26 protein-coding genes are annotated in these 23,742 nt (G+C 59.4%); 12 read left to right on the top strand and 14 right to left on the bottom strand.

The features are described 5' to 3' along the window. Positions 1-727, top strand: a 727-nt coding sequence (locus AC2FPW_RS08755; RefSeq protein WP_496813294.1) for a hypothetical protein, incomplete at its 5' end; no start/stop codon positions are given. Between the two features lie 126 nt (positions 728-853). On the opposite strand, the gene AC2FPW_RS08750 is transcribed toward AC2FPW_RS08755, so the two are convergent. Continuing rightward, on the bottom strand, positions 854-1,144 hold the full coding sequence (locus AC2FPW_RS08750; protein WP_209507883.1) for an antibiotic biosynthesis monooxygenase family protein: 291 nt from the start codon (positions 1,142-1,144) through the stop codon (positions 854-856). 256 nt (positions 1,145-1,400) lie between these two features. On the opposite strand from AC2FPW_RS08750, the gene AC2FPW_RS08745 reads away from it, so the two are divergent. Together AC2FPW_RS08745 and AC2FPW_RS08740 are read left to right on the top strand one after the other, a co-directional pair. Beyond that, on the top strand, positions 1,401-2,192 hold the full coding sequence (locus AC2FPW_RS08745) for a formate/nitrite transporter family protein (RefSeq protein WP_496813292.1): 792 nt from the start codon (positions 1,401-1,403) through the stop codon (positions 2,190-2,192). A 110-nt stretch (positions 2,193-2,302) separates the two neighbouring features. Next, positions 2,303-3,010, top strand: a complete 708-nt coding sequence (locus AC2FPW_RS08740; protein ID WP_496813290.1) for an ORF6N domain-containing protein — start codon at positions 2,303-2,305, stop codon at positions 3,008-3,010. A gap of 20 nt (positions 3,011-3,030) precedes the next feature. Here AC2FPW_RS08740 and AC2FPW_RS08735 read toward each other — a convergent pair whose 3' ends face one another. The 6 genes from AC2FPW_RS08735 to AC2FPW_RS08710 all read right to left on the bottom strand — a co-directional run bounded on the left by AC2FPW_RS08735 (position 3,031) and on the right by AC2FPW_RS08710 (position 8,982). Continuing rightward, positions 3,031-3,459 carry an excalibur calcium-binding domain-containing protein gene (locus tag AC2FPW_RS08735; RefSeq protein WP_480558898.1) on the bottom strand — a complete coding sequence of 143 codons (429 nt, stop codon included), beginning with the start codon at positions 3,457-3,459 and terminating at the stop codon, positions 3,031-3,033. A gap of 132 nt (positions 3,460-3,591) precedes the next feature. Then, on the bottom strand, positions 3,592-3,999 hold the full coding sequence (locus tag AC2FPW_RS08730) for a universal stress protein (protein WP_267366111.1): 408 nt from the start codon (positions 3,997-3,999) through the stop codon (positions 3,592-3,594). 64 nt (positions 4,000-4,063) lie between these two features. Further along, the gene (locus AC2FPW_RS08725) at positions 4,064-4,390 is read right to left on the bottom strand and encodes an antibiotic biosynthesis monooxygenase family protein (RefSeq protein WP_209507893.1); all 327 of its coding nucleotides are present in this window, start codon (positions 4,388-4,390) and stop codon (positions 4,064-4,066) included. Positions 4,391-4,530: 140 nt separating this feature from the next. After that, positions 4,531-6,819, bottom strand: coding sequence for a glycosyl hydrolase family 28-related protein (locus AC2FPW_RS08720; protein WP_496813288.1), 2,289 nt, complete (start codon positions 6,817-6,819; stop codon positions 4,531-4,533). A gap of 138 nt (positions 6,820-6,957) precedes the next feature. Continuing rightward, entirely contained in the window at positions 6,958-7,359 is a 402-nt protein-coding gene (locus AC2FPW_RS08715) for a DUF4864 domain-containing protein (RefSeq protein WP_496813286.1), read from the bottom strand. A gap of 48 nt (positions 7,360-7,407) precedes the next feature. Continuing rightward, positions 7,408-8,982: a lysine--tRNA ligase gene (locus AC2FPW_RS08710; RefSeq protein WP_496813284.1), complete on the bottom strand. Its 1,575-nt coding sequence runs from the start codon at positions 8,980-8,982 to the stop codon at positions 7,408-7,410. A gap of 388 nt (positions 8,983-9,370) precedes the next feature. Between AC2FPW_RS08710 and AC2FPW_RS08705 the strand changes: the two genes are divergently transcribed. From AC2FPW_RS08705 to AC2FPW_RS08695, 3 genes are all read left to right on the top strand, one after another. Continuing rightward, positions 9,371-10,108, top strand: coding sequence for a class I SAM-dependent methyltransferase (locus AC2FPW_RS08705; protein ID WP_480506785.1), 738 nt, complete (start codon positions 9,371-9,373; stop codon positions 10,106-10,108). Continuing rightward, on the top strand, positions 10,105-10,479 hold the full coding sequence (locus AC2FPW_RS08700; RefSeq protein ID WP_496813282.1) for an EamA family transporter: 375 nt from the start codon (positions 10,105-10,107) through the stop codon (positions 10,477-10,479). Before AC2FPW_RS08705 ends, AC2FPW_RS08700 begins: the two co-directional genes overlap by 4 nt. A gap of 102 nt (positions 10,480-10,581) precedes the next feature. Further along, positions 10,582-11,004 carry a tellurite resistance TerB family protein gene (locus AC2FPW_RS08695; protein ID WP_496813280.1) on the top strand — a complete coding sequence of 141 codons (423 nt, stop codon included), beginning with the start codon at positions 10,582-10,584 and terminating at the stop codon, positions 11,002-11,004. 26 nt (positions 11,005-11,030) lie between these two features. On the opposite strand, the gene dacB is transcribed toward AC2FPW_RS08695, so the two are convergent. The 3 genes from dacB to AC2FPW_RS08680 form a co-directional block, all read right to left on the bottom strand. Continuing rightward, positions 11,031-12,509 carry a D-alanyl-D-alanine carboxypeptidase/D-alanyl-D-alanine endopeptidase gene (gene dacB / locus AC2FPW_RS08690; RefSeq protein WP_496813278.1) on the bottom strand — a complete coding sequence of 493 codons (1,479 nt, stop codon included), beginning with the start codon at positions 12,507-12,509 and terminating at the stop codon, positions 11,031-11,033. Positions 12,510-12,575: 66 nt separating this feature from the next. Next, on the bottom strand, positions 12,576-13,196 hold the full coding sequence (locus AC2FPW_RS08685; RefSeq protein WP_209507910.1) for a nicotinate-nucleotide adenylyltransferase: 621 nt from the start codon (positions 13,194-13,196) through the stop codon (positions 12,576-12,578). Between the two features lie 32 nt (positions 13,197-13,228). After that, positions 13,229-13,699, bottom strand: coding sequence for an MOSC domain-containing protein (locus tag AC2FPW_RS08680; RefSeq protein WP_496813277.1), 471 nt, complete (start codon positions 13,697-13,699; stop codon positions 13,229-13,231). Positions 13,700-13,836: 137 nt separating this feature from the next. Between AC2FPW_RS08680 and ettA the strand changes: the two genes are divergently transcribed. After that, positions 13,837-15,504 (top strand): energy-dependent translational throttle protein EttA, encoded by a 1,668-nt coding sequence (ettA, locus tag AC2FPW_RS08675; protein WP_480604818.1) that lies wholly within the window; start codon positions 13,837-13,839, stop codon positions 15,502-15,504. Positions 15,505-16,029: 525 nt separating this feature from the next. Here ettA and AC2FPW_RS08670 read toward each other — a convergent pair. Next, positions 16,030-16,629, bottom strand: coding sequence for an REP-associated tyrosine transposase (locus AC2FPW_RS08670; RefSeq protein ID WP_496813275.1), 600 nt, complete (start codon positions 16,627-16,629; stop codon positions 16,030-16,032). Between the two features lie 136 nt (positions 16,630-16,765). Then, entirely contained in the window at positions 16,766-17,203 is a 438-nt protein-coding gene (locus tag AC2FPW_RS08665; protein WP_496813273.1) for a hypothetical protein, read from the bottom strand. Between the two features lie 534 nt (positions 17,204-17,737). On the opposite strand from AC2FPW_RS08665, the gene AC2FPW_RS08660 reads away from it, so the two are divergent. Both AC2FPW_RS08660 and AC2FPW_RS08655 read left to right on the top strand, forming a co-directional pair. Beyond that, entirely contained in the window at positions 17,738-17,944 is a 207-nt protein-coding gene (locus tag AC2FPW_RS08660; protein WP_209506380.1) for a cold-shock protein, read from the top strand. Positions 17,945-18,112: 168 nt separating this feature from the next. After that, entirely contained in the window at positions 18,113-18,667 is a 555-nt protein-coding gene (locus tag AC2FPW_RS08655) for a L,D-transpeptidase (protein WP_496813271.1), read from the top strand. Between the two features lie 18 nt (positions 18,668-18,685). On the opposite strand, the gene AC2FPW_RS08650 is transcribed toward AC2FPW_RS08655, so the two are convergent. Next, on the bottom strand, positions 18,686-19,312 hold the full coding sequence (locus AC2FPW_RS08650) for an arylesterase (RefSeq protein WP_496813304.1): 627 nt from the start codon (positions 19,310-19,312) through the stop codon (positions 18,686-18,688). A gap of 66 nt (positions 19,313-19,378) precedes the next feature. Here AC2FPW_RS08650 and AC2FPW_RS08645 point away from each other — a divergent pair, with 66 nt between their 5' ends. Together AC2FPW_RS08645 and AC2FPW_RS08640 are read left to right on the top strand one after the other, a co-directional pair. Next, entirely contained in the window at positions 19,379-20,074 is a 696-nt protein-coding gene (locus AC2FPW_RS08645) for an ABC transporter ATP-binding protein (RefSeq protein ID WP_496813269.1), read from the top strand. Further along, entirely contained in the window at positions 20,071-22,599 is a 2,529-nt protein-coding gene (locus tag AC2FPW_RS08640) for an ABC transporter permease (RefSeq protein WP_496813268.1), read from the top strand. Before AC2FPW_RS08645 ends, AC2FPW_RS08640 begins: the two co-directional genes overlap by 4 nt. A 2-nt stretch (positions 22,600-22,601) precedes the next feature. Here AC2FPW_RS08640 and AC2FPW_RS08635 read toward each other — a convergent pair whose 3' ends face one another. Then, positions 22,602-23,048 (bottom strand): RrF2 family transcriptional regulator, encoded by a 447-nt coding sequence (locus tag AC2FPW_RS08635; RefSeq protein WP_267366061.1) that lies wholly within the window; start codon positions 23,046-23,048, stop codon positions 22,602-22,604. 93 nt (positions 23,049-23,141) lie between these two features. On the opposite strand from AC2FPW_RS08635, the gene AC2FPW_RS08630 reads away from it, so the two are divergent. Next, positions 23,142-23,711, top strand: a complete 570-nt coding sequence (locus AC2FPW_RS08630; RefSeq protein ID WP_496813266.1) for a gamma-glutamylcyclotransferase family protein — start codon at positions 23,142-23,144, stop codon at positions 23,709-23,711. Positions 23,712-23,742: the final 31 nt, after the last annotated feature.

The raw sequence follows: 23,742 nt of genomic DNA, 5'->3' as shown, positions 1-23,742 counted from the left end.
CTGTCACAGAGCCCGTAGGATAAGTCCGTCCGGGGAAAGGGGAACTGCGCTCAAAATCCGATTTGTGCAACAGAGCCATTGTAATACAAACTTTTGGACGCTGTTCGTGTACCCGCTTGTGCTCGGTCTCGGCTTAGCCCTTGCTTTGCCATGGATTCAGTTGGCTGGGGCAATTTTGGCGAGACAGCCGATTGAACGACTAAAAAAACACCACAGCGATGTTTTGCATAACCAGCGGATTTACCAATTAAGTCATCAAATCAAAGAAGAGGAGCTGCGAGCCGAACTCGATAAGACTCGCGAAGAAGCAAAAATCGCTGCGGCAGAGCGCTTGGATCGGGCGCAGAAGGTTGACGAGAACCTCGCTGAAAATATTATCGATGATCGTCAAGCAACTGACAACTCAGCGACCAACTTTACCGCTCTGACTGTGGCAGAGCGCGATCTCATTTGCATTATTGCAAAAGATGGAAATGGATTTGTCGGGGTTTTTGAGATTAGTGAGGGTTACCGCTTCATTGCCGGGGGCATCGAGTTTATTTTGCCTCACAGACGATTGTTGGAATTAAAGGGAATCTTAGATAAATTTAGGAAGCTGAATTACCTACGAGAATTCGACAACGAACTAACCCTGTCCGGTTACCAATTGGCTGACGATATCGTACTGCGGGATGACATTTCTCATGAGACTAGACAAGAAAGACTCATAGAACACTTCACACATTAGCGAACAAGCGTAGGATGGGTTTCCAACCCATCACTCCTTTGGCCACCTAAACGCATGATGGGATATAACCCCATCCTACACCGCTTTGTAACGGAAAAAGAGGGCGGGAACCCCCCGCCCGAACTGTTACCCCTTATCCCAATGGGCAATCACGTCGTACCCAACCGGCGTCGGTGGGCCTTCCATGAATTCGGCGAAATGACCCCACAGTTCGGCCACTTTGGGCGCGTTTGCGTTCGAGGTCGCTTCGCTTTCGACCACCGAAATCACATAGCCTGAACCATCCTCGTTCATCACGTTGGTAAAGCTGTGCATGCCGGGCATACCCATGATGTCGGATTTCAATTCATTCATCTTCGCCGTCGCCGCCTCGCGCGTACCGGGCTTCATTTTGTATTGGGTAATACGTGCAAACATCACTTTCCTCCGTCGTTTGGCGTAATTGCCATGTAACACGGCCGGAACGGCCCCGCCGCGCGCACCCTAGCACGACGGCCCGAAATCTCGCATTGATACCGGCGATTTGCGCCGATTTTCAACCATACACCGCACTGCATCCGGGCGGCTGTCCCTTCAGGGTTGCAGCCTCGCCCCCAGTGCGGTTGTTTTTGCACCGATGGATGCTTGATCCCAATCAATGTCGAAACGCGAATGCGTCGGCAAAGTGGGTCCCATGCAAACACAGAACCCAACCGGCATAGACGCCTACAAACCCGCCCAGATCGCCGAGCTGGTTGAAACCGCTGGCGTTGCCAAGGCACATCTCACGGTCGGTCAGACGCTGACTCTGGCGATACTCGCGGGCGTGTTCATCGGCTTCGGCGGGGCCGCCTTCACCATGGTCATGACCGGCGTTGACACCGGATTCGGACCGGCCCGGTTTCTGGGTGGCGTCGTGTTCTCGCTGGGCTTGATCCTTGTGGTCGTCGGCGGGGCCGAGCTGTTCACCGGAAACGCCCTGATGACCATCGCGGCGGTGGATCGGAAAATCTCGCCGCGCGCCCTGCTGCGCAACTGGGGCCTCGTGTACCTTGGGAATTTGGTCGGGGCCATCGCACTGGCTCTGGCCTTCGCTGCAACCGGCTTGCTGGACGGGCCCATGGGGGCCACCGCATCAGCAATCGCAAATGGCAAGATCGACCTCTCGGCCACCCAGGCGTTTGCGCGCGGCGTTCTGTGCAACGCGTTGGTCTGCCTTGCCGTCTGGCTGAGCTTTGCGGCCAGAACAGCGGCGGGCAAGATCATGGCAGTACTCTGGCCCATTGCGGCGTTTGTCCTTTTGGGGCTCGAACATTCGGTCGCCAATATGTACCTGCTGCCGCAGGGCGCGCTTGCCGGCGCCGATTTCGGTTTGGGCGCGGCCATGGGCAACCTGTTCTGGGTCACGATCGGCAATATTGTCGGCGGCGCAGGCGGCGTCGCGCTTGCCTATCGCTTTGCCTATCTGCGCAATACGCCCGGCTGAGCACGCGGTTTATCAGGTTTAGGGCAGGGAGATCCCCACACTCCACCCTTGCACCCCGCCCCACCCTCCTCCACGTTTGAAATCACAAATTGTGATTCCAAACGGTTGCCATGACAAACCCGAAAAACCTGCCCAGCGCGCATGAGGTGCAAAACGCCATTCACAGGGTGCGCGGCACCCGTGTGGTGCTGGCCGAGGATCTGGCGCAGTTCTACGGAAAATCCGTCAGTGCCTTCAATCAGGCCGTCTCGCGAAACACCGACCTGTTCGAAGGCTACCGCTTTCAGCTGACCGATGCCGAGGTTGCCGATTTGCAATCACAGAATGTGATATCAAAACCCAAAGGCCGCGGCGGGCGGAGGGTCAATCCGTGGGTCTATACCGATTACGGCGTGGCCATCGCCTCGGCCCTGTTCAAGGATCCGCGCGCGATCAAGATCACGCGGATGATCACCGAAGCCTTTGTCGATGGCGCGAACGCCCTGGCCGAGACCCCGCGCAACCTGCCGGAAATCCTGCCGCCCGAGGATGCACCCACCCCGCTGCTGCCCAATGGCGACCAACTGCGTGAACTGGCCGAAAACATCCTCGATTCCGGCCAGCAGAGCCTTGTCGATTACATCGCCAACCCAACCACCAAGCGCCAACAGGCCGTGGCGGTGATCATGAAGACGCTGGCCGAAACCGCCGGGGAAGAGGTCCGCACCCAACAGGAACGCCTGCGCCTGCGTATCGCCGAACGGCTGGCCACCGGCGATTATGCCAGTGACGACGACCGCAAAGGGTTGCTGGAACTGCTACAGGCGATGAAAGGTTAGCCCTTTCCCGCCCCGAGAATTCAGGGGCGCACGAACTTGGCGCTTCCCACTGACCGTTCGCGCGGCTTCGGCTGGTCCTGTGCCTGCACGGTGGTCGCGCGTGGCAGCTCCAGCTCGGCATACCCGCAGGCCACCCCGTCACCATCCGGGTCGTTGCGCTCATGATAGCCCGGCTGCCCTGCGCGGAATGGCCCGATCCCCATGGCCTGTGTCGCATCACATCCCGCCAGCGCGATCAGGTGGATCACCGCCTCGTCCCGCTCATAGCCCGAGGTGCGCAGAAAGACGCCCGTGGCAATTAGCGCGGTCGTCAGCGGCAGCAGCAGAACCATGATCAGTATCCGCAGCGGGGACAGCGCCTGCCGCCGCGCCGCCTCGGCGCGCAGATGCCGTTTGGCCGAGCGCGGGTTCAGATCAGGTGCTTCCTGCGTTGGTTTCTTGAACAACATACCCCGACCCATAAGGGCAATATGTGGCAAAGCCGAGGCAACACAGTTCCACCGGGTTCAAAAAATCTGGCCCGGCCCGAAACCACCGCCCGCACAGGCACAATTTTGCTTACTGCCAGTGATGCCCGGCCGTCACCGGACCACATGCACCGCACAAGGGGCGTGGCGCACAATATGGGACGCAGTGGACCCCAACAGCAGATCCTGCATCCCCGGCCGGTGCGAGGCCACGATGATCAGGTCCGGGTGATGTGCCTCGGCCCAGTCCAGAATGGTCCGGCCGGAATGCCCTTCGACCACCATGCCCGTTGCATTCGGCAATTGCGACGCCAGCGTATCCAGCTCTGACTGAATCGCCTTTCGGGCCTCGGACAGATATTCCGCCGGCATGTACGAGATTGCATAATTCGGAATATGCTCAACCACATGCAGCAATGTGACCTGCGCGTCCGGCGTGGCCAGAACCCGGGCCAGTTTCAACGGCCCGGACGTGTCTCTTTCAGCATCGAAAGAGATCGGAACGAGAATGTTGTGATACATAGCATGCGCCTCCGTTTTGCAGACTTACTTTGAAACAGACATGCACGGCAGGCTTTGATTCAGGTCAGGTAGAGCCAAATGTCTCTGCAACGTCATACATGACCGGCTCAAAGCTCTTGCATAGCTCGTTGATCTTGCGGTTGCGGTCGCGCATCTCGGGGGTCCGCAGCATGGCCAGGAAATCCTCGCGGCGTTGCCATTGCGAATAGTTGGCGATCCGGGTTTGCGCATCATTCACATGAAGCCCCGCGGAAACAAAGCCGGGCTGCTTCGAGATGAACTCTGAATAGGCGTCGGTCAGCGCCTCCAAAAGGTCCTGACAGGTGCCGGGCGTCATTTCAAACGTGGTGATAACTGTCTGAACACTGGCGTTTTTGGCGATTTTCGGCATCGGGATTCTCCATTTCTTTCCCCAAGCCTAGCACATCAGATTGAAACGTCGCCTATTTCCTTACCGCTGCGCCAATCGGCGCTTTTCTGCGCCCGTTTGTCAGACGGCTGGCAACCCGGTATGGGCGGCCAGCCGCTGTTTCAACGCTCCATGCGCATCGTGACCGAGACTTCGCCTTTCAGGTGATCCGGCCAGCGCAGAATAAGACTGTCGCCACTGGCCCCCTGTTCCGTCAGAACATGAGGGGCCGAATAGACAAGGTTGTTGAACACCCCGGTCAGCGACCCGATGGCAGTGACCCCGTCGCAGCCACGCGCCTTGCCGCCAAATGGCAATTCGCCGTTTGCCGAAACGGTCCAGACATTCGCGACCGAGTTCTGCTGGCTGCGGATGCGCAGCGGGTTCGAGGATCTCTTGCCAATCCCGTGATAGGTATTGTTCTCGTAGGTCACGTTCGAATGCCTGTTATTGTCCAGATCGGCAAAAGACGTATCGACCCGTTCCGCCCGGTCGATCGAACCGCTGGTGGCGCGGAACTTGTTCCCGGTCACCGTCACACCATTCAGGTAATGGCCAGCGCCATAGGGGCGGATGATGATATAGCTGAACCAGGCCGGCGCATCGCTCGAGAAAAAGATATTGTCCGTGATGCTCATCGAGCTGAACGAAAACCCGCTGGTATAGGTGGGTGCCGCATCGCGTTCATTGGTCCATTCGATAAAGCAGTTGTCGACATAGTTCTCGGCAATGGTCGAGGTGTTGTAGGTGCCGATCATGATCAGCCCCGCGGTACGGACCCCTTGCGGGATGCCGTCGCCCTGGAAGAAATGGTTGCCCAGAACCAAATTGGTGCCACCGCCCAGAACGGCAAAATGCTTGAACCGCACCGCCCGATTGTGACGCAGCTTCACATCGTTCGAGTTGGTGTTCAGCCCGATGGAATTCCGGTCCGTCACGTCAAGCGCTTCTTCTGAGGACAGGAACTGGCAATTATCGATCAGCAGCCCCTTGCACCCCGTCGCGGTCGAGGTCAGGCCCCGATCCTTCGGGCGACTGATAAAACAGTCTTTCAACGAAAACGTACTGCCCGAGGCCGCCAGACGAATACCGCTGCACCGGCTGTTGCACTGAAACTCGATCTGTTCCATGCCGAATTTCCGCAGCGTATCGAAACCGCTGAAATCCAGCAGGTATTTGAACGACTGAAAGGTAAAGGTCTGGGTACCGGCGGCGTCATAGATGGGCGCGCTCAGGGTCATCTCACCGGCACCTATGTTTTTCGAGCGCACGTAAACCTCACGCCCGACACCACTGCCCTCAACCAGCGATCCTACCGGAATATTGGCCACATTGGCGACATTGGTCAGGCGTGTCTTGTCCAAGGGGTCATAAGTAGCGACAGAGGTGAAGGTTTCGGTGTCCCAGGCGGTACCGCTTTTGACATCGAACTGCCCGTTGCGGATCACGCGGCGCGTGGAAAAGCCGCTTTGCTTGTTGGGAACCGCAGCGGCCATGTCGATCGGCGCGGAAACGGAAATCTTGCGCCCGCCAAGATCCAGCGAGTCATGGTCCGAGTTGTTCAGCAGCGCCTGAAACGCCTTCTTGAAGGCCAACTCCTCATCTCCGAACGCCTCAATATATGCGGGCAGATGGAAATCCTTGGTCAGCAACAGCATCTTGTCATCCGGCATGGTGACGGTGCCTTCGAATTCAATCTCCGCATCGATGCTGGTGTTTTCCGCAAGGTGATAGATGCCTTGCGGAACAAAGACCCGGCGGCCACCGGCCGCCTGATCCGCCGCCTCAAACGCAACCGAGTCATCCGTCACACCATCACCAACAGCACCAAAGTCGCGCACATCGACCAGGCTGATCATCTCGCGCAGAAAAAACCCGGTGACATCGGTGATCTCAAGATCATCGACACGCACCAGCGCGCCGTTGGCCCCTTCGATATCCAGGCCGAAATGCCCGTAAAGGGCGGCCAGCCCCCAGGGCATGTCCACGCCCGGGCGCTGGCCGGTGCCGACAATCGCGGTGATCTCCTGAACCGTGCCATAGCCCGACAGCTGGGTGGCAGGCCCCTGTTCCACAAGACCGGCCACATGCACATCGCCCGCGCCACCGGCCCAGGCTGCAATGCGTACCGACGGCAACGGGCCACTGATCGCCTTGACCCGGGCTTTGATCTGCAAATAGCAACCGGGCAGGATCGGCGTTTGCCCCATGTAACGCAGTTGCTGCGTTGTGTTGACCTTCAGGATTTCAAGGCAACCGGCAAAATCCGCATCCGCCGGAACAAACACCCCGGTGCCGGACCCGCCATATGTGGGCGACCCGGGCGTTCCGTCCCCCGCAGACCAGACCGTCAGACCATTCGCGAATTGAGGCGGCATGAACACGATGCCGTCGGTGATTGCCTTGTTCATTGAAAACCCTTTCCCAATCGCGCCGCGCAAATCCGGCGACGCGTTCAAACCCCGTGTTCAGGTCCGCCCCGAACGCGACAGTCTGGATATCGAAAAGGAATTAACCACGGCTCATCTCACCGTGACGGTGGTGTTGCCTCAGGCCGCAGGGTCAGCGGCACCCAACAGTTGCACCCCGTTGATCTTCCAGCCTTCCGTCAGCGGGATCATCTGATAGTCCAGAAGATGCACCCGCCCGTTACTGTCCGTAATCATCACCTTCTGCCACAGCGCGCCATCGACCTCGCGCAGTTCCAGAAAACGCACATCGGCGGGACGCCAGACCATGGGATAGCCATTGCGCACCATCGCGCCGAAATTGTCGGGGTTTCGGAACAGACGCTGGATGTTGGGGCTGGCAAAGGTGAAGGCGGTCGCAAAATCATCCGCCCGGAAGGCCTGTATCTGCGCCGCGATATTGGCCTCGATCTCGGCACTCTGCGCAAATGCGCCCGACGCCAGCCCGGCGCTCAGGGATAATGCAAGCAGTAGTCGACGCATGGGGCCACCTCCTGTTCCAAGGATAGCCCCATGCCGGTTCAGGTCAAATCAGACCAGCTCTCCGGCCAGTGCCTTGTCGATCAGCGCGATGGTCTCGGGCACGCCGTAAAGCGCGATAAAGCCCCCGAAACGCGGCCCTTGCGAGGCCCCCAGCAACACCTCATAAAGCGCCGAGAACCACCCTTTCATCGGATCAAACCGCTCGCGTCCGATGGCATAGACCACCGATTGCAACGCTTCATCCTCGGTCGGGCCATCATACGCCTCAAGCGCCGCCTTCAGCGCTTCCAGCGCCTCGCGCTCCTGATCCGTCGGCGCGCGATGGTTGCGCGTCGGCTTGACGAAATCGTTGAAGTACCGCACGGCAAAACCGGCTGCCTTGTCCAGATCGGGATGGCTCTCTGCCGTTGCCTCGGGCGCATAGCGGCGAATAAAGCCCCACAGCGCCTCCTTGTCTTCGGCACCGGATACCGATGCCAGATTCAGCAGCATCGCAAAGGGAACGATCAGGGTCGATTCCGGCACGTCGCCGCCGTGGATATGCCAGACCGGGTTGTTCAACTGTGCCTTCAGGTCCTGCCCCGGATAGGCGCGCAGCTGCTGATGATACTCATCATAGGCTTTCGGGATCACGTCGAAATGCATCCGCTTAGCCGTCTTGGGCTTTTGGTACATGAAATAAGCCAGCGACTCGGTCGGCGCATAGGTCAGCCATTCGTCGATCGAGACACCATTGCCCGACGATTTCGAAATCTTCTGTCCGTTCTCGTCCAGAAACAGCTCATAGCTGAAATGCTCGGGCGCGCGGCCACCCAAGGCCCGGCAGATCCCGTCATAGATCTTTTCGTTGGTCGCGTGTTCCTTGCCGTACATCTCGAAATCAACGCCCAGTGCCGCCCAGCGTGCCCCGAAATCCGGCTTCCATTGCAGCTTCACGTTGCCGCCGGTGACGGGAACGGTCCATTCCTTACCGTCTTCATCATCGAAGGTGACGGTATAGGTCTCGGCGCAGACCTTTTTCATCGGCACATACAGGACCCGCCCGGTTTCCGGATGGATCGGCAGGAAGATCGAATAGGTCTGCTGGCGTTCTTCCCGCAGGCTTTTCAACATGATGGCCATCACGTCGTTATAGCGTTCAACCGCACGCTTCAGAATCTCGTCGAACTGGCCCGAGCGATAAAAGTCGCGCGCCGAATAGAACTCGTATTCGAACCCGAAGGTATCAAGGAACCGGCGCAGCATCGCGTTGTTGTGCTCGCCAAAGCTGTCATACTCGCCAAACGGATCAGGAACCGAGGTCAGCGGGCGCTGCAAATGCTCTTCCAACGCCTCGGGGTTCGGCACGTTGCTGGGCACCTTGCGCATCCCGTCCAGATCGTCCGAGAAACAGATCAGCTTGGTCGGGATGTCCGACAGCGCCTCAAAGGCACGCTTGACCATCGTGGTCCGCGCCACCTCACCGAACGTGCCGATATGCGGCAGGCCCGACGGGCCATATCCGGTTTCAAACAGCACATACCCCTTTTCCGGAGCACCTTTCTGATAGCGTTTAAGCAACCGGCGCGCCTCTTCAAAGGGCCAGGCCTTGGACGACATCGCGGTTTCGCGCAGTTCAGACATTTCAATGTGCTCCATTGGGGAAACGGTCGCGGCTGCACCACGCAACCCGACCGGCCCCTCCTATTGTGCCAGTGCAGCATGAGTCAATAAAGCACCGGTGTTTTCACCGCCCGGAACCCTGGAAAACCACCTTGTCACGGGGTTTTGCCGCCAATTGACTGTTCTGCCCGCCCTCAGCCTCTGATCCACGCCCCCTGCGTCCGCCATCCCGCACCGGTTTTTCCATCCGCAGGCCTTACTCCAGCCACACTCATGGGGTGGATTTGGCGCGCGAAACATAAAAGACACGGGCGACAGGCTTTGACCTGATCCGGATATTTCGCGTGTTTGCACTGCGGTGCTACGATGGAAAGACGCCGGGAAACCTCCCCGGACCAAAGGAAACGAGATGCGACGCGAAACCACCAACCTGATCCGCTTTGTGCTCGAGGATATCGTTCCGCCGATCCTGCGCGACAGCGCCGCCTTTCACTGGCTTGCGCGCCGTGTCTGGGGGGAACACATTACCCGGCTGGCGGCGTTCCGCGAACGCGCGCCTTTTCTGACGGACGAAGAATACGAAACGCTCTACCGGGAACACCCGCGCGTGCATGACGGAACCGACAATTCCGACGCTTGCATCGACCGGATCGCCAGCGACATTGTTGGCGACAGCATCTGCGACGTCGGCTGCGGCACCGGGGCCCTGCTGCAACGCATCCGCTCCCTTCGCCCGGACATCACGGCCATGACCGGCGTCGATTTCGTTGTCGATGACGCTGAGGCCATCGAAAACATCAGATATGTTGCCGCCCGGATCGAAGACCTGCCTTTTGAGGACAACAGTTTCGACACGGTCATCTGCACCCATGTGATCGAACATCTGCTGGATTACCGCCGCGCCATCGCTGAATTGCGCCGGGTCGCGCGCAAGCGGGTCATCATCGTGGTCCCGCGCGAACGGGAATATCGCTACAGCTTCAACCCGCATTTCAATTTCTTTCCCTACACCCACAGCTTTCTGCGCGCCGTGCATCCTAGCCCCAGGTTTCACACCTGCGAGGATATCGGGCGTGACATCTATTACTGCGAGGATCGCCCGGCCGAGGAACCCACCGAAAAGCCCCTCAAGGATCAGGCTGCATGAGCGCAACCGCACCCACAGCGCTGATCTGGACCGGGCTGCTTCTGACACCTGTCATGATTTCGTTCGGACAGGTGCTGTTCAAACTTGCCGGCGGGCGGATCGACGGCCGCACCGCGACCGGGGCGATGGGGGTGTTGCATACCCTGCTCGATCCTTTCTTGCTCGTCGCTCTGGCGATTTACGGCACAGCAACGATACTCTGGATTTACGTCCTCAGGCATGTACCGCTGTCGCAGGCTTATCCCTTCATGGCGCTCAGCTTCGTACTGGTTCCCCTCGCCTCGTGGCTGTTCTTCGGGGAAACGCTGGGGCTGCGCTATTGGATCGGGGCGGGCCTTTTGCTCAGCGGTATGGCGATTATGAACACCTGACCGGTTCAACCTGCCGCACAATGCGTGCAAAACAAGATGTTGAACCTGCCCTGCCCCCCTTCTATCCTGCGCCATTGACGAACCCCAAGCAGGATGCCCCGAATGACCGAGCAAGTTCCCCACCCGATGTCCCCACAGGATTGCCTTGTGGCGATCATGGTTGCGATCTCGGCCTCCGACGAAACCATCCGAACCGCCGAGCTGGTAAAGATCGAGGTCGCCGTGAACATGTTGCCGGTTTTCGCCGGGTACGACATCGACCGGATGCGCCACGTGTCGCAGGTCGTGTTTGACCTGTTCGAACAGGAAGACGGGCTGGATGCGCTGTTTGGCCTGATCCGGGACAACCTGCCCGAACGCCTGAACGAAACGGCCTATGCTCTGGCCTGTGACGTCGCCGCCGCTGACGGAACGCTGGCCGAATCCGAACTGCGCCTGCTGGAAGAAATCCGGTACGAGCTGAACATCGACCGCCTGCACGCGGCCGCGATCGAGCGCGGGGCCCGGGCGCGCCACAGCGTCTGACACCCGCTTCAGGCCGGTTTCAGGTTTCAGCTTCCGTAAAGTGATCCCCAGCGCTCCAGCAAGGCGCGCTGCAATTTCCGTGATCTGCTGTTCCAGCTGCGTGCGCCATCCGGGCGCTCACGCTGCGCGCGTGGGATCGTTGCGCGATGGTCCACGTCGGCGGTGAATATCGCGAATGCCAGATCGACCCCGTCCGCAGTTGTCAGGAAACCGCCCAACCCGGATACAAAATTCAATGTCCCTGTCTTGGCATCAACCTTGATTGGGTGGTTCTTGACGGGCCGCCCGTCCCGGTCGGTCAGTGCAAAAGGTTTCATCAGGGGTCGCAACATCCCCGATTTCTGTGTTGCAACAAGGGCCGCAACCAAATCCGCCGGTAACATTCGCGAGGCATCGCTCAGTCCCGAATGATCGACCATGGCGATTCCGGTCACGCCGAAACGACTGGCGGCCCACCGGTTCATCTCGGCTGCCGATTCCGCCAGGGTGTGCGGGTCAACACCGCGCGCCCTGGTCGCGGCCAGCCCGACCATCTCGGCCGTCAGGTTGGTCGAGTATTTCAGCATCCCACGCAGGACATGATCCAAGCTGTCGCTGCGATGCACCACAAGATCAACACCCCGTACGCTCTGGCGTGTCACCTGAACACGCTTCAAAACGATCCCGTTCGACCGCGCCAAGGTGCGAAACACATCGCCCGCGTACAAAGCGGGCTTGCGCACCGGCAACCAGCGGGCCCCGCCATTGCCCAGCGCGCCCTTGGCCACGGTCCAGCGATCCTGCCGCGCGCTTGCCTGATAGGTATAGATCGGCAGGCTGCGATCCTCGACCCGCATGGCCGAGACATCCACTGCAGGCACATAACGCTCACTGCGGGCATCCATGGTTATGTCATAGCCATTGCCTGCGCGTTTCCATTCGAAATGGACGCGGTTGAAGTTCAGGGAAATGCCGCTGACGGCCGGGCTATAGCCCACATGATCCGGCTGTTCGGGATCGATGCTGAACACATAAGGCAACGCCCCGTCATAAACCTTGAACGCGCCGCGCACTTCGATAATCCCGGCCTCGCGCAAATTGGCCGCCATCGCGGCCAGCGCATCCGTATCCAGCAGCGGGTCGCCGCCCCCAACCAGAATCAAATCGCCGTGCAGAACGCCCTTCTCGACCCGGCCATCCGCCACCAGCCGAGTCTCGAACCAGTGTTCCGGCCCCAGAACATCCAGCGCATAAAGCGCGGTCATTGCCTTTCCAACGCTGGCCGGGGGCAGACTTGCGCCGTCGCCAAACACTTCCAGCTGCGCCCCGGTCGCCACATCCGCAACCGCAAACACAACTTCGCCTTTCAGGCCTGCTGCGGCCACCAATCGCTCGGCACCGCTTAATATGACCCCACGCGCCTGCGGCCTCAGCGATACAAGCGGTGCCTGCGCAAGGCCCGCTGCCGGGATCAGGGACGCCCCCAATCCCCCCAGAAACAAACGACGTGAAAAACGACCAGCCATAGCCGAATTAAAATCCCACAGATCAAAAGCACACAACCACTGTGTTAGATTATGCGCCCGTTGGGGCTATTCCGGCAACACTTCTGCGCCCCATTCGCCGCGCGTCCGGAGTTCGGTCGAACTGACATCGATCATCGGCACGTTCACGAAACACCACGCCGGGGCCTGTGCCTGCCCCAGAAGATGCCGCGCCTGCCCGTCGATCCGGTACTTCGCATAAACCCGCGCCGCAGGCGACATCCGGGCCGAGATCCGCTCGCCCGGCCGCGCCACCACGCCCACCGGCACAGTGTCCATGATCAGCCGCCAGTCTTTCCAGCGATGAAACTGCGCCAGATTATCCGCGCCCATCAGCCAGACAAACCGTACCTGCGGGTAAAGCCGCCTGAGCGCTGTCAGAGTGTCCGCCGTCGCCCGCGTACCGACCAGCGCCTCGATATCCGTCACATCCACCTTCGGATGCTGCATCACCTGACGCGCCGCCGCCATCCGCCGCGCGATCGGTGCAGGCCCCCGCTCTTTCAACGGATTGCCGGGTGACACCAGCCACCACACCCGATCCAGACCAAAGGCCTTCATCGCCTCACGCGTTACATGCACATGGCCCCGATGCGGCGGATCGAATGACCCGCCGAACAGCCCAACGACCTGCCCGGGCCGCGCGTATGGGATGTCGTACCGCTCCATAACCTGCTGATGTTCAGAACCGGGCCGCGTTGTCAATCAATCGGTTGCAAGGCGTCACCCAGCGCAACCCGCCCCGGCCTGACAACTTCGGCACACCATCCCCCATGCCCCCGCACGGCAGAATAGCCGCCCTTGCCCAGCGCCTCCTCCATCCGACTGCACGGCGCACAGATCACGGTAAAGCGCAAAACGGCCTCGCCCACCTGCACCTCACGCCCCTTGAGCGCGGCAAGGTTGATCCCCGAAACCACCAGATTGCGCCGCAGGATTTCGGGCGCAACCGGCCCCCGCCCCAGATAGGACCCAATCGCCGCCAGATGCTCCTGCTGGATCAGAGAAACCGCCCGCTTGCCCGCACGGCCCCGGTCGCCGTCGAGGCCATTGGGGGAGACCACCGCCTCCCTCACAACCTCCACCCCAACCCGCCGCTCGGGCCGGACGCCTATCCATTCGACACGTCCTGGCTGCGCCCAGCCTGATATCAGTTCCGCTAGTGCCACCACTTCATGCCCCTCATACAGCCCGGCAAACCTAGCCCATGCAGATACGGGACGAAATTCACAAAACCACCAGCTTGCCCCGCCCGCCCCGCTCGGATATCCAGCGTTCCAACCCAATTTCCCGACCCAGAGGACGCGACATGGCCGCCTATCAATATGTCTACCACATGCAGGGTGTCTCCAAGACCTATCCCGGTGGCAAGAAGTGCTTTGAAAACATCCACCTCAGCTTTTTGCCCGGCGTGAAAATCGGTGTTGTCGGCGTCAACGGCGCGGGTAAATCGACGCTGATGAAGATCATGGCCGGCCTCGACACCGATTTCACCGGCGAGGCTTGGGCCGCCCAAGGTGCCAAGGTCGGCTACCTGCCGCAGGAACCGCAGCTGGATGAAACGCTCACCGTCCGAGAAAACGTGATGCTGGGCGTGGCCGCGAAAAAGGCCAAGGTTGACCGCTTCAACGAGATCGCCATGGAGATCGCCGAGAACTATTCGGACGAGCTGATGGAGGAAATGACCACCCTGCAAGACGCGATCGACGCGGAAAACCTCTGGGACCTCGACAGCCAGATCGACGTCAGCATGGAGGCGCTGCGCTGCCCGCCGGATGATGCCAATATCGCCAACCTCTCGGGGGGTGAGAAACGCCGCGTGGCGCTCTGCAAGCTGCTGCTCGAAGCGCCCGACATGCTGCTCCTGGACGAACCGACCAACCACCTGGACGCCGAAACCATCGCATGGCTGCAACAGCACCTGATCGACTACAAGGGCACCATCCTGATCGTCACCCACGACCGTTACTTCCTGGATGACATCACCGGCTGGATCCTCGAACTCGACCGCGGCCGCGGCATTCCGTACGAGGGCAACTACTCCGCATGGCTGGAACAAAAGGCTAAACGGCTGGAACAGGAAGCCCGCGAGGACAAGTCCAAGCAGAAGACCCTGCAGCGCGAACTGGAATGGATGCGTCAGGGCCAGAAGGCCCGTCAGGCCAAATCCAAAGCCAGGATCAACGCCTATAACGAGCTGGCCGAACAGTCCGAACGCGAAAAGCTGACCCGCGCCCAGATCGTCATCCCCAACGGCCAGCGCCTTGGCGGCAAGGTGATCGAGGTCGAAGGCCTGTCGAAACACATGGGCGACAAGCAACTGATCGAAGGGCTGGACTTCGCCCTGCCCCCCGGCGGCATCGTCGGCGTCATCGGCCCCAACGGTGCCGGTAAATCGACGCTGTTCAAGATGCTCACCGGTCAGGAACAGCCCGACAGCGGCACCATCACGCTGGGCGACACGGTCGAGCTGTCTTATGTCGACCAGTCCCGCGACGACCTGAAAGACAACGACACAGTGTGGGAGGCGATCACCGGCGGTGCCGAGATCATCCAGCTGGGCGACGCGCAGGTCAATTCCCGCGCCTATTGTTCGTCCTTCAACTTCAAGGGCGGCGACCAGCAGAAAAAGGTCTCGCTGCTATCAGGGGGCGAGCGCAACCGCGTCCACATGGCCCGCCTGCTGAAAGAGGGCGGCAACGTCCTGCTGCTCGACGAACCCACAAACGACCTCGACGTCGAAACCCTGCGCGCACTGGAAGACGCGCTGGTCGATTTCGCCGGCTGCGCCGTCGTCATCTCACACGACCGCTTCTTCCTCGACCGGATTTGCACGCATATTCTGGCGTTTGAAGGCGACGCGCATGTGGAATGGTTCGAAGGCAACTTCGAGGATTACGAAGAGGACAAAAAGCGGAGGCTCGGACCGGACGCGCTTGAGCCCAAGCGGTTGAAGCATAAGAAGTTCGCGCGGTAAACTTTGTCAAGAACTTGGGAAAGAATACCTGAAGACGTCCCCTTTCTGGACGGCGAGAGAACGATTGATTTCGTCATAGGCGAATACGAATATTCGTTGACACTTCGACCTCTCTCGCCCAACAAGCTGCTTTTCGCGGATGACAGCCGAACCGAAGATTGGATCGTGGAAATTGTCAAAACAAATGGAGAATTGCTGCAGTTGCATGGATTTGCATTCAGCGTTCCTGGCGCGGAATACACCGACTGTTGGTTCGAGTTGGAAGTAGGCTCAGTGGCCAAGGTTACCTATTGGGGTGACCAAACTTTACTGAGAACCGACAAATCCAAACAAGCTTAGCAAGCGAAAGTTGAGTGCTCGCTCCCTTCACGCCAACTGGTAGGCCGGGCTTCAGCCCGGCACCACTCGAAACACCCACATCTTTACCAACATCCGCCGATGAATGGCCTCAAAACCCTTCAATCGCTCTGAGGGGAATGGTGAATGCCGGGCTGAAGCCCGGCCTACGGGGGGTGTTCCTTGACCCTACGGCTCTCCGAACGCGCCGTCTGTCACACCGCCGCTCCATTCCGGATCAACCCGGCCTGCGCGGATATCACGATGAATCGACGAATACGGCCAATCGGTTGGATGCTCCACCAACCCGTGCTTGACCGGGTTCCTCCAACAATACGCCATATGATTACGATAATCCCGTTCGTCCCGAATGGTATGCTTCCAAAACCGACGCTGCCAAACCGCCCCTTCGCGTTTGTTGGCCCGTAGGCCGGGCTTCAGCCCGGCATATCTGCCGGATGTCACAACAGGTAGATGTTCTGGTACGGGTGCCGGGCTGAAGCCCGGCCTACGGTTTGTCTTGTTCACGCGCATGGTAAACCGCGCCTTGATCGCACCCCACCGCGTGGAATAATCCGCATCGCCCGGCGGCAAGGTCCACACCGCGTGCAGATGATCGGGCAACACCACAAGCGCATCGCACCAAAACGGACGCTCCCGCTGCGCTTCGGCAAAAGCCGCGCGCAGATGTGCAACCTCGCGGATCAACAGGTCCGATGACCGGTCGGCCAGCGAAACCGTAAAGAAATATCTGGCTCCGGGAATGCGGACGCGGCGATAATCACTCATGCGCGCAAGGTGGCGCAGGTATGACTACCAAGTGGTTAACAAACACGCCTTTGCAGGCCATTGCCGCAGGTCGGCAGTCCCACCAACCTTCGGTGTCCCATATCACAGCATTCAAGGATGATTGCAGGTGCAGCGCTTATCCGAACCGGTTGCCACGCAGCCGCCCGACGCCGAACAGCCCTGTCAGCGCCCCAACCAGCAGCAGCCAACTGGCCGGAAGCGGCACAGCCGAGACGTTCACGTCCACCGGCGTTTCTTCGGACCCGGGCTCATTGCACCACTGCTCGCAGAATTCTGGCCCGGATTCCTCCTCGACCTCCGTCCGTTCAGCCAAAACCTCCAGCCAATGCTTCGGCCTTCCACGTTCAGCCAAACGAGGACGTCTTTCCTTACGGCGCGGATTCTCTTTCGCGAAGACAGGTGTCTTCAACTCGTGTTCAAATTCGAACATGCTGCCGAATTTGAGCCCGCCTTCACGCGCGCCCGGCATCGAACCCTCTGTCCCAAACGGAACAGTCAGGGCCTGCGCGGCTCCGGCCCAGCACAACAAGGTTATCGTACAGACAACTTTCATATCCGCCCCCACGGCTGCCTGAAAGTATAGCACCGGATCGCAGATTTTCCAAACATAGTGATTGATGAATAATAACCGTCAGTTGTGAGAAGACCCCCCGCTCAACCGGTCAGAGCAACACTGGTTCTGAACACGTGCCTGCAACCAAAAAGTGTCGCCCTCCAGAGCGCAGGCGTGGCCCGTGGTGACCGCTCTGGATGGCTGACCGGGAACGTGTGGGTCCGGGTTTTTCACCGCCGTCGCGCGTATCAACAGACAGGGTGGTCAGAGCGCTCGGGACGCTGTCAATCACCGCCAAATCCGCCTGAAACCCATCAGCGGATTCTTGTACAAATTGGGCTTTCTGCCTTCTGGCCCCTGTACAATCCGTACAAACCACTCTTGCCACAGGCTTACCTCAATGCCATATGCAAGGTGCTAACGTTTTTCTATTTCGACCTACTGTCTCCTTCTACGGCGCTCAGTCTATCGATCCAGACCTACGACGCCAGGCTGCCGCAACTCCGTGGGCAGCACCAAACAGGAGACACGGATATGCCAGCAGGCACCGTAAAATGGTTCAACACCACCAAAGGCTACGGCTTTATCGCGCCCGAAGATGGCGGCAAGGACATCTTCGTCCACATCTCGTCCGTCGAACGCTCGGGCCTGACCGGTCTGGCCGACAACCAGAAAGTCACGTACGAACTGCGTTCGGGTCGTGACGGCCGCGAAAGCGCCGACAACATCCAGCTTGCATAAGCTGTTGAAAGGGTGAGGGAAATCCCTCACCCTTTTGTTCAACCGCTGCCGTTTCGGTGGCTGTTTGATCACATCACGGATGCGTGATGCTTGCCCCAGAATTGACCAAATAACATATCATGATGAAACTGGCTCTTAGGTTTCATTGGTCAATTGATGAGGGTTTCGATGTTTACACGCCGAGTTTTTCTGGCCGGAACAGCGGCCACGCTGCTGCCGGGCATTGCCAACGCCAAGAAAGCGGTCGAGTATGATCCGACACCGCAATTCGTGCGCATCAAAAAGCAGTTCCTGCCCGGACAGCTGCTGGTCGCCCCCCGTTCATTCTATCTTTACTATGTCACCGAACCACGCAAAGCGATCCGCTATGGCTGCGGCGTCGGCAAGGCTGGTCTGGAATTCACCGGCACCGCTACCATTGATGTGAAAAAGGAATGGCCGACCTGGCGCCCGACCCAAGAGATGATCCAGCGCGATCCGGTGGCCTATGCAAAATTCAAGGACAATGACTATGTGCAGCCAGGAGGTGGGGATAATCCCCTCGGCGCGCGCGCGATGTACTTGTTCCAGAACGGTGTCGATACCTATTTCCGAATCCATGGCACGACCCAACCACAAACCATAGGCAGGGCGGTGTCAAACGGGTGCATCCGGATGCTGAATGAACATGTCATCGATCTGTATAACAGGGTCCCCATCGGAACGGTAGTTACGGTCGTCTGATCGCTATCACGGGGATGGCTAACCTTCCCCGCCCGCCTGCGTCACGAGTTGCAACACGGACGGACCCACAGCTTGGACGATCTTCGCCACCCCTGCCGCATTTGGATGAATGCCGTCCGATTGCATGAATTGCGATACGGCTGCGGGATCACCCTCCGCTGCAAGCCCCTCGAAGAAACTGCTGAAAAACAGAACTTCGAACTCCTGCGCCAGTGCGGGGTACATGCCATCGAATGCCTGCTTGTATTCAGCGCCGTAGTTGCCCGGCGCCTGCATTCCGATCAACAAGACCGGAACCTTCGCTTTTCGCGCAACCTCAAGGATCTTGCGCAGATTGGCTTGCGAAACAGCAGGATCGATCCCGCGCAACACGTCGTTCCCGCCTAAGGCAACAATCATTCCGTCCACATCGGGTGTCAGGGTCCATTCCACCCGCGCGGCACCACCCGCCGTTGTATCACCCGAGACACCGGCGTTGATTACGCGAACATCTGCGCCCTGCGCCTGTAGCCAACGGTCAAGCTGGGGAACAAACCCATTCTCTTCCACCAGCCCGTAGCCCTGTGTCAGCGAGTCCCCAAGGGCTGCAATCGCCACCTGATCGGCTGTGGCCGCAAAACCGCAGAACACAAATGGGCTTGCCATCAAAACCTTGCGCAATACGGTGATCACTCCATATCCCAAAAAACCGCTCCTTTACCGGGAAGACCCATGACGCCTGCTGTTCTCGCTCTTCAAAATGCCGCTTTATCGCTGGATGGCAATGCCGGGCGGGTCGATATTTTGCATGACATTACGTTGAACGTGAACAGGGGGGAAACGCTGGGGCTGATCGGGCCATCGGGGTCGGGAAAATCGTCATTGTTGATGCTGATGGGTGGATTGGAACAGGCAACAAGCGGTCAAATCTTGGCCTTGGATCAGAATTTGACAAGCATGGACGAGGACGCCCTGGCGCGGTTTCGGCGCGACAACATGGGCGTCGTGTTTCAGAATTTCCACCTGATCCCGACGATGACTGCGCTGGAAAACGTGGCGACACCGCTGGAACTGGCAGGGCACAAAGATGCGTTCGACCGGGCCGAAACTGAACTGAATGCCGTGGGATTATCGCATCGCCGCGATCATTACCCAGCACAGTTGTCGGGTGGCGAGCAGCAACGAGTTGCTTTGGCGCGTGCATCGGCACCACGCCCCAAGATCTTGCTGGCGGACGAACCAACCGGGAATCTGGACGAAACAAACGGTGCCGCGATTGTCGATCTGCTGTTCGGGCTTCGGCGCAAATATGATGCGACGCTGGTTCTTGTAACGCACAGCCGTTCGCTGGCTGAACGATGTGACCGTGTGATCCGGCTGCGCGACGGCAGGATTGCCGACGAGACCCGGCAGGAGGCCGCAGAATGAGCCTTCGGCTCGCCGCGCGGCTGGCCCGTCGAGAGCTGCGCGGGGGCCTGCGCGGGTTTCGCATCTTTCTGGCTTGTCTGGCCTTGGGCGTCGCAGCCATCGCAGCCGTCGGATCGGTGCGTCAGGCGATTCAGACCGGGCTGACCCGCGAAGGGGCATCCCTGCTGGGCGGCGATGCCGAGCTTGAGTTCACTTATCGTTTTGCCACTGAGGCCGAGCGCCTCTGGATGCAACAGGCATCCGAGCAGGTTTCCGAGATCGTCGATTTCCGCTCGATGGCGGTTGTGCCCCGAGCGGCTGGACCCGAACGTGCACTGACCCAGGTCAAATCTGTGGATAAGGCTTACCCGCTGGTCGGATCGGTCAAGCTGGAGCCGGACATCACGCTGGACGACGCCCTGAACGGCAGGGCCGGATTGCCCGGTGCCGTCATGGAACCCGTTCTGATAGACCGGCTTGGTTTGTCGGTCGGTGATCACTTCGCGCTAGGCACGCAAGAGTTCATTCTGATGGCCGCACTTCGGAATGAACCCGACAGCGCCGCGGCTGGTTTTGCCTTGGGGCCTCGTACAATGGTGCGTACCCAAGCGTTGCAGGCATCTGGCCTGTTGGAACCCGGAACGCTTTTTTCGACCAGGTACCGACTGACCTTGCCCCAAAACGCGAACCTGTCGGAGGTAGCCGCACGTGCCAGCGCGGCGCTTGAGGGCTCGGGGATGCGCTGGAGCGATGCACGCAACGGCGCGCCGGGCATATCGGAATTCGTCAACCGCCTGAGTGCCTTTCTGGTCCTTGTCGGGTTGTCAGGGCTTGCCGTCGGTGGCATCGGTGTGTCCGCCGCCGTGCGGGCCTATCTGAGCCAGAAAACGGAAACCATTGCGACATTGCGGACATTGGGTGCGGATCGCGCTACCATTTTTCAAACTTACCTGGTTCAGATCGGAGTGCTGTCCCTGACCGGCATTGTAATTGGGCTGGTGCTGGGCGGGGTGGCTCCGCTTTTGCTGGCGCCGCTGCTGGAATACCGGTTGCCGGTTCCGGCGGTGTTCTCGCTCTATCCGCGACCACTGATCGAGGCCGCACTTTATGGCTTGCTGACAGCATTTCTGTTCACGCTCTGGCCGCTGGCCAGAACCGAAGATGTGCGCGCCGCAACCCTGTTTCGCGATGCGCTGAGCGCAGCTCGTCCCATCCCACGCGCGGTTTACGTCGTGGCAACCGGGATTGGATTGGCGTCCCTGATCGCGATTGCGTCCTGGTTCAGCGGGTCAACTCGCCTAACCCTGTGGACCAGTGGCGGACTGGCGGGCGCACTGATCCTGCTGGCGCTCGCAGCCTATGCTATTCGCAAACTGGCACGGGCCGGAACACCTTTGGTGCGGGGCCGCCCTGCCCTGCGATGGGCCTTGTCCGCCATCTCTGATCCGCGTGAAGGCGCGGGGTCGGTGGTTTTGTCACTTGGTCTGGGTTTGTCAGTGCTGGCAGCGGTTGGGCAGATCGACGGCACGCTGCGCAATGCGATCTCCGGCAATCTGCCTGATGTCGCGCCCTCATACTTCTTTGTCGATATTCAAAAAGACCAGATGCCGGGTTTTACCGAACGGCTGCAAACCGATCCGGCTGTCAGCCGCATTGAAAGCGCACCAATGCTGCGAGGGATCATCACTCAGATAAACGGCCGCCCCGCGCGCGAGGTAGCCGGAGATCATTGGGTACTGGAGGGCGATCGCGGCGTCACCTATTCAGCCCTCCCCCCGAAAAATACGCGGGTGACAGCGGGGGAATGGTGGGCAGAGGATTATTCTGGTGCACCACAGATCAGCTTTGCAGCCGAAGAAGCCGAAGAGATGGGTCTGAAACTCGGTGATCAGATAACTGTCAACATCCTGGGGCGGGATATCACCGCAGAGCTGACCTCAACCCGAGAGGTGGATTTTTCCACAGCGGGTATGGGTTTTGTCATGTCGATGAACCCGTCGGCACTGGCGGGCGCGCCACACAGCTTTATTGCGACGGTATATGCAGAAGAACAGGCCGAGGCCGCCATTCTGCGAGATCTTGCAGGCCAGTTCCCCAACATCACGGCCATCCGAGTGCGCGATGCCATTGACCGGGTTTCGGGCCTTTTGGCAGGGATCGCCGCCGCAACCTCGTACGGCGCGGGCGTATCGTTATTGACCGGATTTCTGGTTCTGATCGGGGCGGCAGCCGCCGGTGAACCCGCCCGCAGATACGAGGCGGCAATCCTCAAGACGTTGGGGGCTGACCGTAGCCGCATCTTGCGCAGTTTTGGGCTGCGCTCGGTCTTGCTGGGCGCCGCGGCGGGCTGCGTCGCCTTGCTGGTCGGCATCCTGGGCGGCTGGGCTGTGGCCACGTACATCTTCGACACAGGTTTTACTGTGATCTGGTCTTCGGCCTTTGGCATTGTTCTGGCCGGTATCGGCGTTACGCTCTGCGCAGGTTTCGCCTTCGCACTGCGCCCTCTCTCTGCCCGGCCAGCCCGCATTTTGCGGGCCAGCGACTAAGGTCAGCGTACGCAGGCCACCGGCTGCAACAGCTTCAGCAACGGGTCGTTGTCACAAACCAGCGCATCCAACGACACTTCGTCCAGAGACGCATAAAAAACTTCCGCCGCATCCTGTAATGCCAGCCGCAGCCTACAGGCATCGGTCAAAGGACAGGTGTTATCCGCATCCGCAAAACACTCGGCGATGGGCAAGGCCCCTTCGACATGCCGAAACACCGCGCCGATCCGGATTTGGCTTGCCGGGCGTGCCAACGACATACCGCCGTTGCGGCCGCGCTGAGTGCTCAGGTAATTCAACTGGCTTAACTGGTTGATCACCTGAGCCAGATGGTTTTCCGAGATGTTGCAGACTTCGGCGATCTCGGCTTTGGTGACCAGCCGGTCCGGGTGTGCGGCGCAATACATCAACAGGCGCACAGCGATATTCGTCCGTTTGGTAATCCGCATGAGGGCCTCCCTGAATAAAAGATGAAGCCTTATTGCATGTCGCGGAAAAAAGCGGTTTGACATACATCAATCGACCCAAAGGACACCTCTCGCATGGCCGACCCCTATTTCTTTGGCTATGGAAGCCTTGTGAACCTCGCCACACATGATTTCCCCGACCCCCGCCCGGCAAAGCTGAAGGGTTGGAAACGCGCATGGCGTCATACCGATCTGCGTCCGGTCGCGTTCCTGACAGCTGTCCCGGACCCGGAGTCTGAAATTGAGGGAATGATCGCGCATGTCCCAAGGAACGACTGGGCCGCACTGGATGAACGGGAATGGGCGTACGACCGAATTCCTGCGACGCATTCGATTTCACATCCACTGACACATGAAGTTGAAATTGCGGTCTACGCCGTCCCACAGGATCGGCATAACGAGCCCAGCAACCACCACCCCCTGCTACTCAGCTACATCGATGTTGTTGTTCAGGGTTACTTGCGGGCGTTCGGAGAAGACGGAGCGGATCGTTTCTTTGAGACCACGACCGGCTGGAACGCCCCGATCTTGAATGATCGCGCCGAACCGCGCTATCCGCGCCACCAGCAACTCAAACCTGCTGAGCGTGATTTTGTCGATGACCGCCTGACCAGTTTGTCGGCCCGGAATGAACAGCCGGAATAAAAAGGGCCACGCCTGGGCACGACCCTTTTTG

Source organism: Ruegeria sp. SATB027 (genome assembly GCF_059613825.1).
This window is presented reverse-complemented; position numbering and strand designations above follow the sequence as displayed.

Coding starts and splice junctions, on each gene's coding strand:
- AC2FPW_RS08750 (WP_209507883.1), bottom strand. CDS start 1,144: ATGTTTGCACGTATTACCCAATACAAAATGAAGCCCGGTACGCGCGAG.
- AC2FPW_RS08745 (WP_496813292.1), top strand. CDS start 1,401: ATGCAAACACAGAACCCAACCGGCATAGACGCCTACAAACCCGCCCAG.
- AC2FPW_RS08740 (WP_496813290.1), top strand. CDS start 2,303: ATGACAAACCCGAAAAACCTGCCCAGCGCGCATGAGGTGCAAAACGCC.
- AC2FPW_RS08735 (WP_480558898.1), bottom strand. CDS start 3,459: ATGTTGTTCAAGAAACCAACGCAGGAAGCACCTGATCTGAACCCGCGC.
- AC2FPW_RS08730 (WP_267366111.1), bottom strand. CDS start 3,999: ATGTATCACAACATTCTCGTTCCGATCTCTTTCGATGCTGAAAGAGAC.
- AC2FPW_RS08725 (WP_209507893.1), bottom strand. CDS start 4,390: ATGCCGAAAATCGCCAAAAACGCCAGTGTTCAGACAGTTATCACCACG.
- AC2FPW_RS08720 (WP_496813288.1), bottom strand. CDS start 6,819: ATGAACAAGGCAATCACCGACGGCATCGTGTTCATGCCGCCTCAATTC.
- AC2FPW_RS08715 (WP_496813286.1), bottom strand. CDS start 7,359: ATGCGTCGACTACTGCTTGCATTATCCCTGAGCGCCGGGCTGGCGTCG.
- AC2FPW_RS08710 (WP_496813284.1), bottom strand. CDS start 8,982: ATGTCTGAACTGCGCGAAACCGCGATGTCGTCCAAGGCCTGGCCCTTT.
- AC2FPW_RS08705 (WP_480506785.1), top strand. CDS start 9,371: ATGCGACGCGAAACCACCAACCTGATCCGCTTTGTGCTCGAGGATATC.
- AC2FPW_RS08700 (WP_496813282.1), top strand. CDS start 10,105: ATGAGCGCAACCGCACCCACAGCGCTGATCTGGACCGGGCTGCTTCTG.
- AC2FPW_RS08695 (WP_496813280.1), top strand. CDS start 10,582: ATGACCGAGCAAGTTCCCCACCCGATGTCCCCACAGGATTGCCTTGTG.
- dacB (WP_496813278.1), bottom strand. CDS start 12,509: ATGGCTGGTCGTTTTTCACGTCGTTTGTTTCTGGGGGGATTGGGGGCG.
- AC2FPW_RS08685 (WP_209507910.1), bottom strand. CDS start 13,196: ATGGAGCGGTACGACATCCCATACGCGCGGCCCGGGCAGGTCGTTGGG.
- ettA (WP_480604818.1), top strand. CDS start 13,837: ATGGCCGCCTATCAATATGTCTACCACATGCAGGGTGTCTCCAAGACC.
- AC2FPW_RS08670 (WP_496813275.1), bottom strand. CDS start 16,629: ATGAGTGATTATCGCCGCGTCCGCATTCCCGGAGCCAGATATTTCTTT.
- AC2FPW_RS08665 (WP_496813273.1), bottom strand. CDS start 17,203: ATGAAAGTTGTCTGTACGATAACCTTGTTGTGCTGGGCCGGAGCCGCG.
- AC2FPW_RS08660 (WP_209506380.1), top strand. CDS start 17,738: ATGCCAGCAGGCACCGTAAAATGGTTCAACACCACCAAAGGCTACGGC.
- AC2FPW_RS08655 (WP_496813271.1), top strand. CDS start 18,113: ATGTTTACACGCCGAGTTTTTCTGGCCGGAACAGCGGCCACGCTGCTG.
- AC2FPW_RS08650 (WP_496813304.1), bottom strand. CDS start 19,312: ATGGCAAGCCCATTTGTGTTCTGCGGTTTTGCGGCCACAGCCGATCAG.
- AC2FPW_RS08645 (WP_496813269.1), top strand. CDS start 19,379: ATGACGCCTGCTGTTCTCGCTCTTCAAAATGCCGCTTTATCGCTGGAT.
- AC2FPW_RS08640 (WP_496813268.1), top strand. CDS start 20,071: ATGAGCCTTCGGCTCGCCGCGCGGCTGGCCCGTCGAGAGCTGCGCGGG.
- AC2FPW_RS08635 (WP_267366061.1), bottom strand. CDS start 23,048: ATGCGGATTACCAAACGGACGAATATCGCTGTGCGCCTGTTGATGTAT.
- AC2FPW_RS08630 (WP_496813266.1), top strand. CDS start 23,142: ATGGCCGACCCCTATTTCTTTGGCTATGGAAGCCTTGTGAACCTCGCC.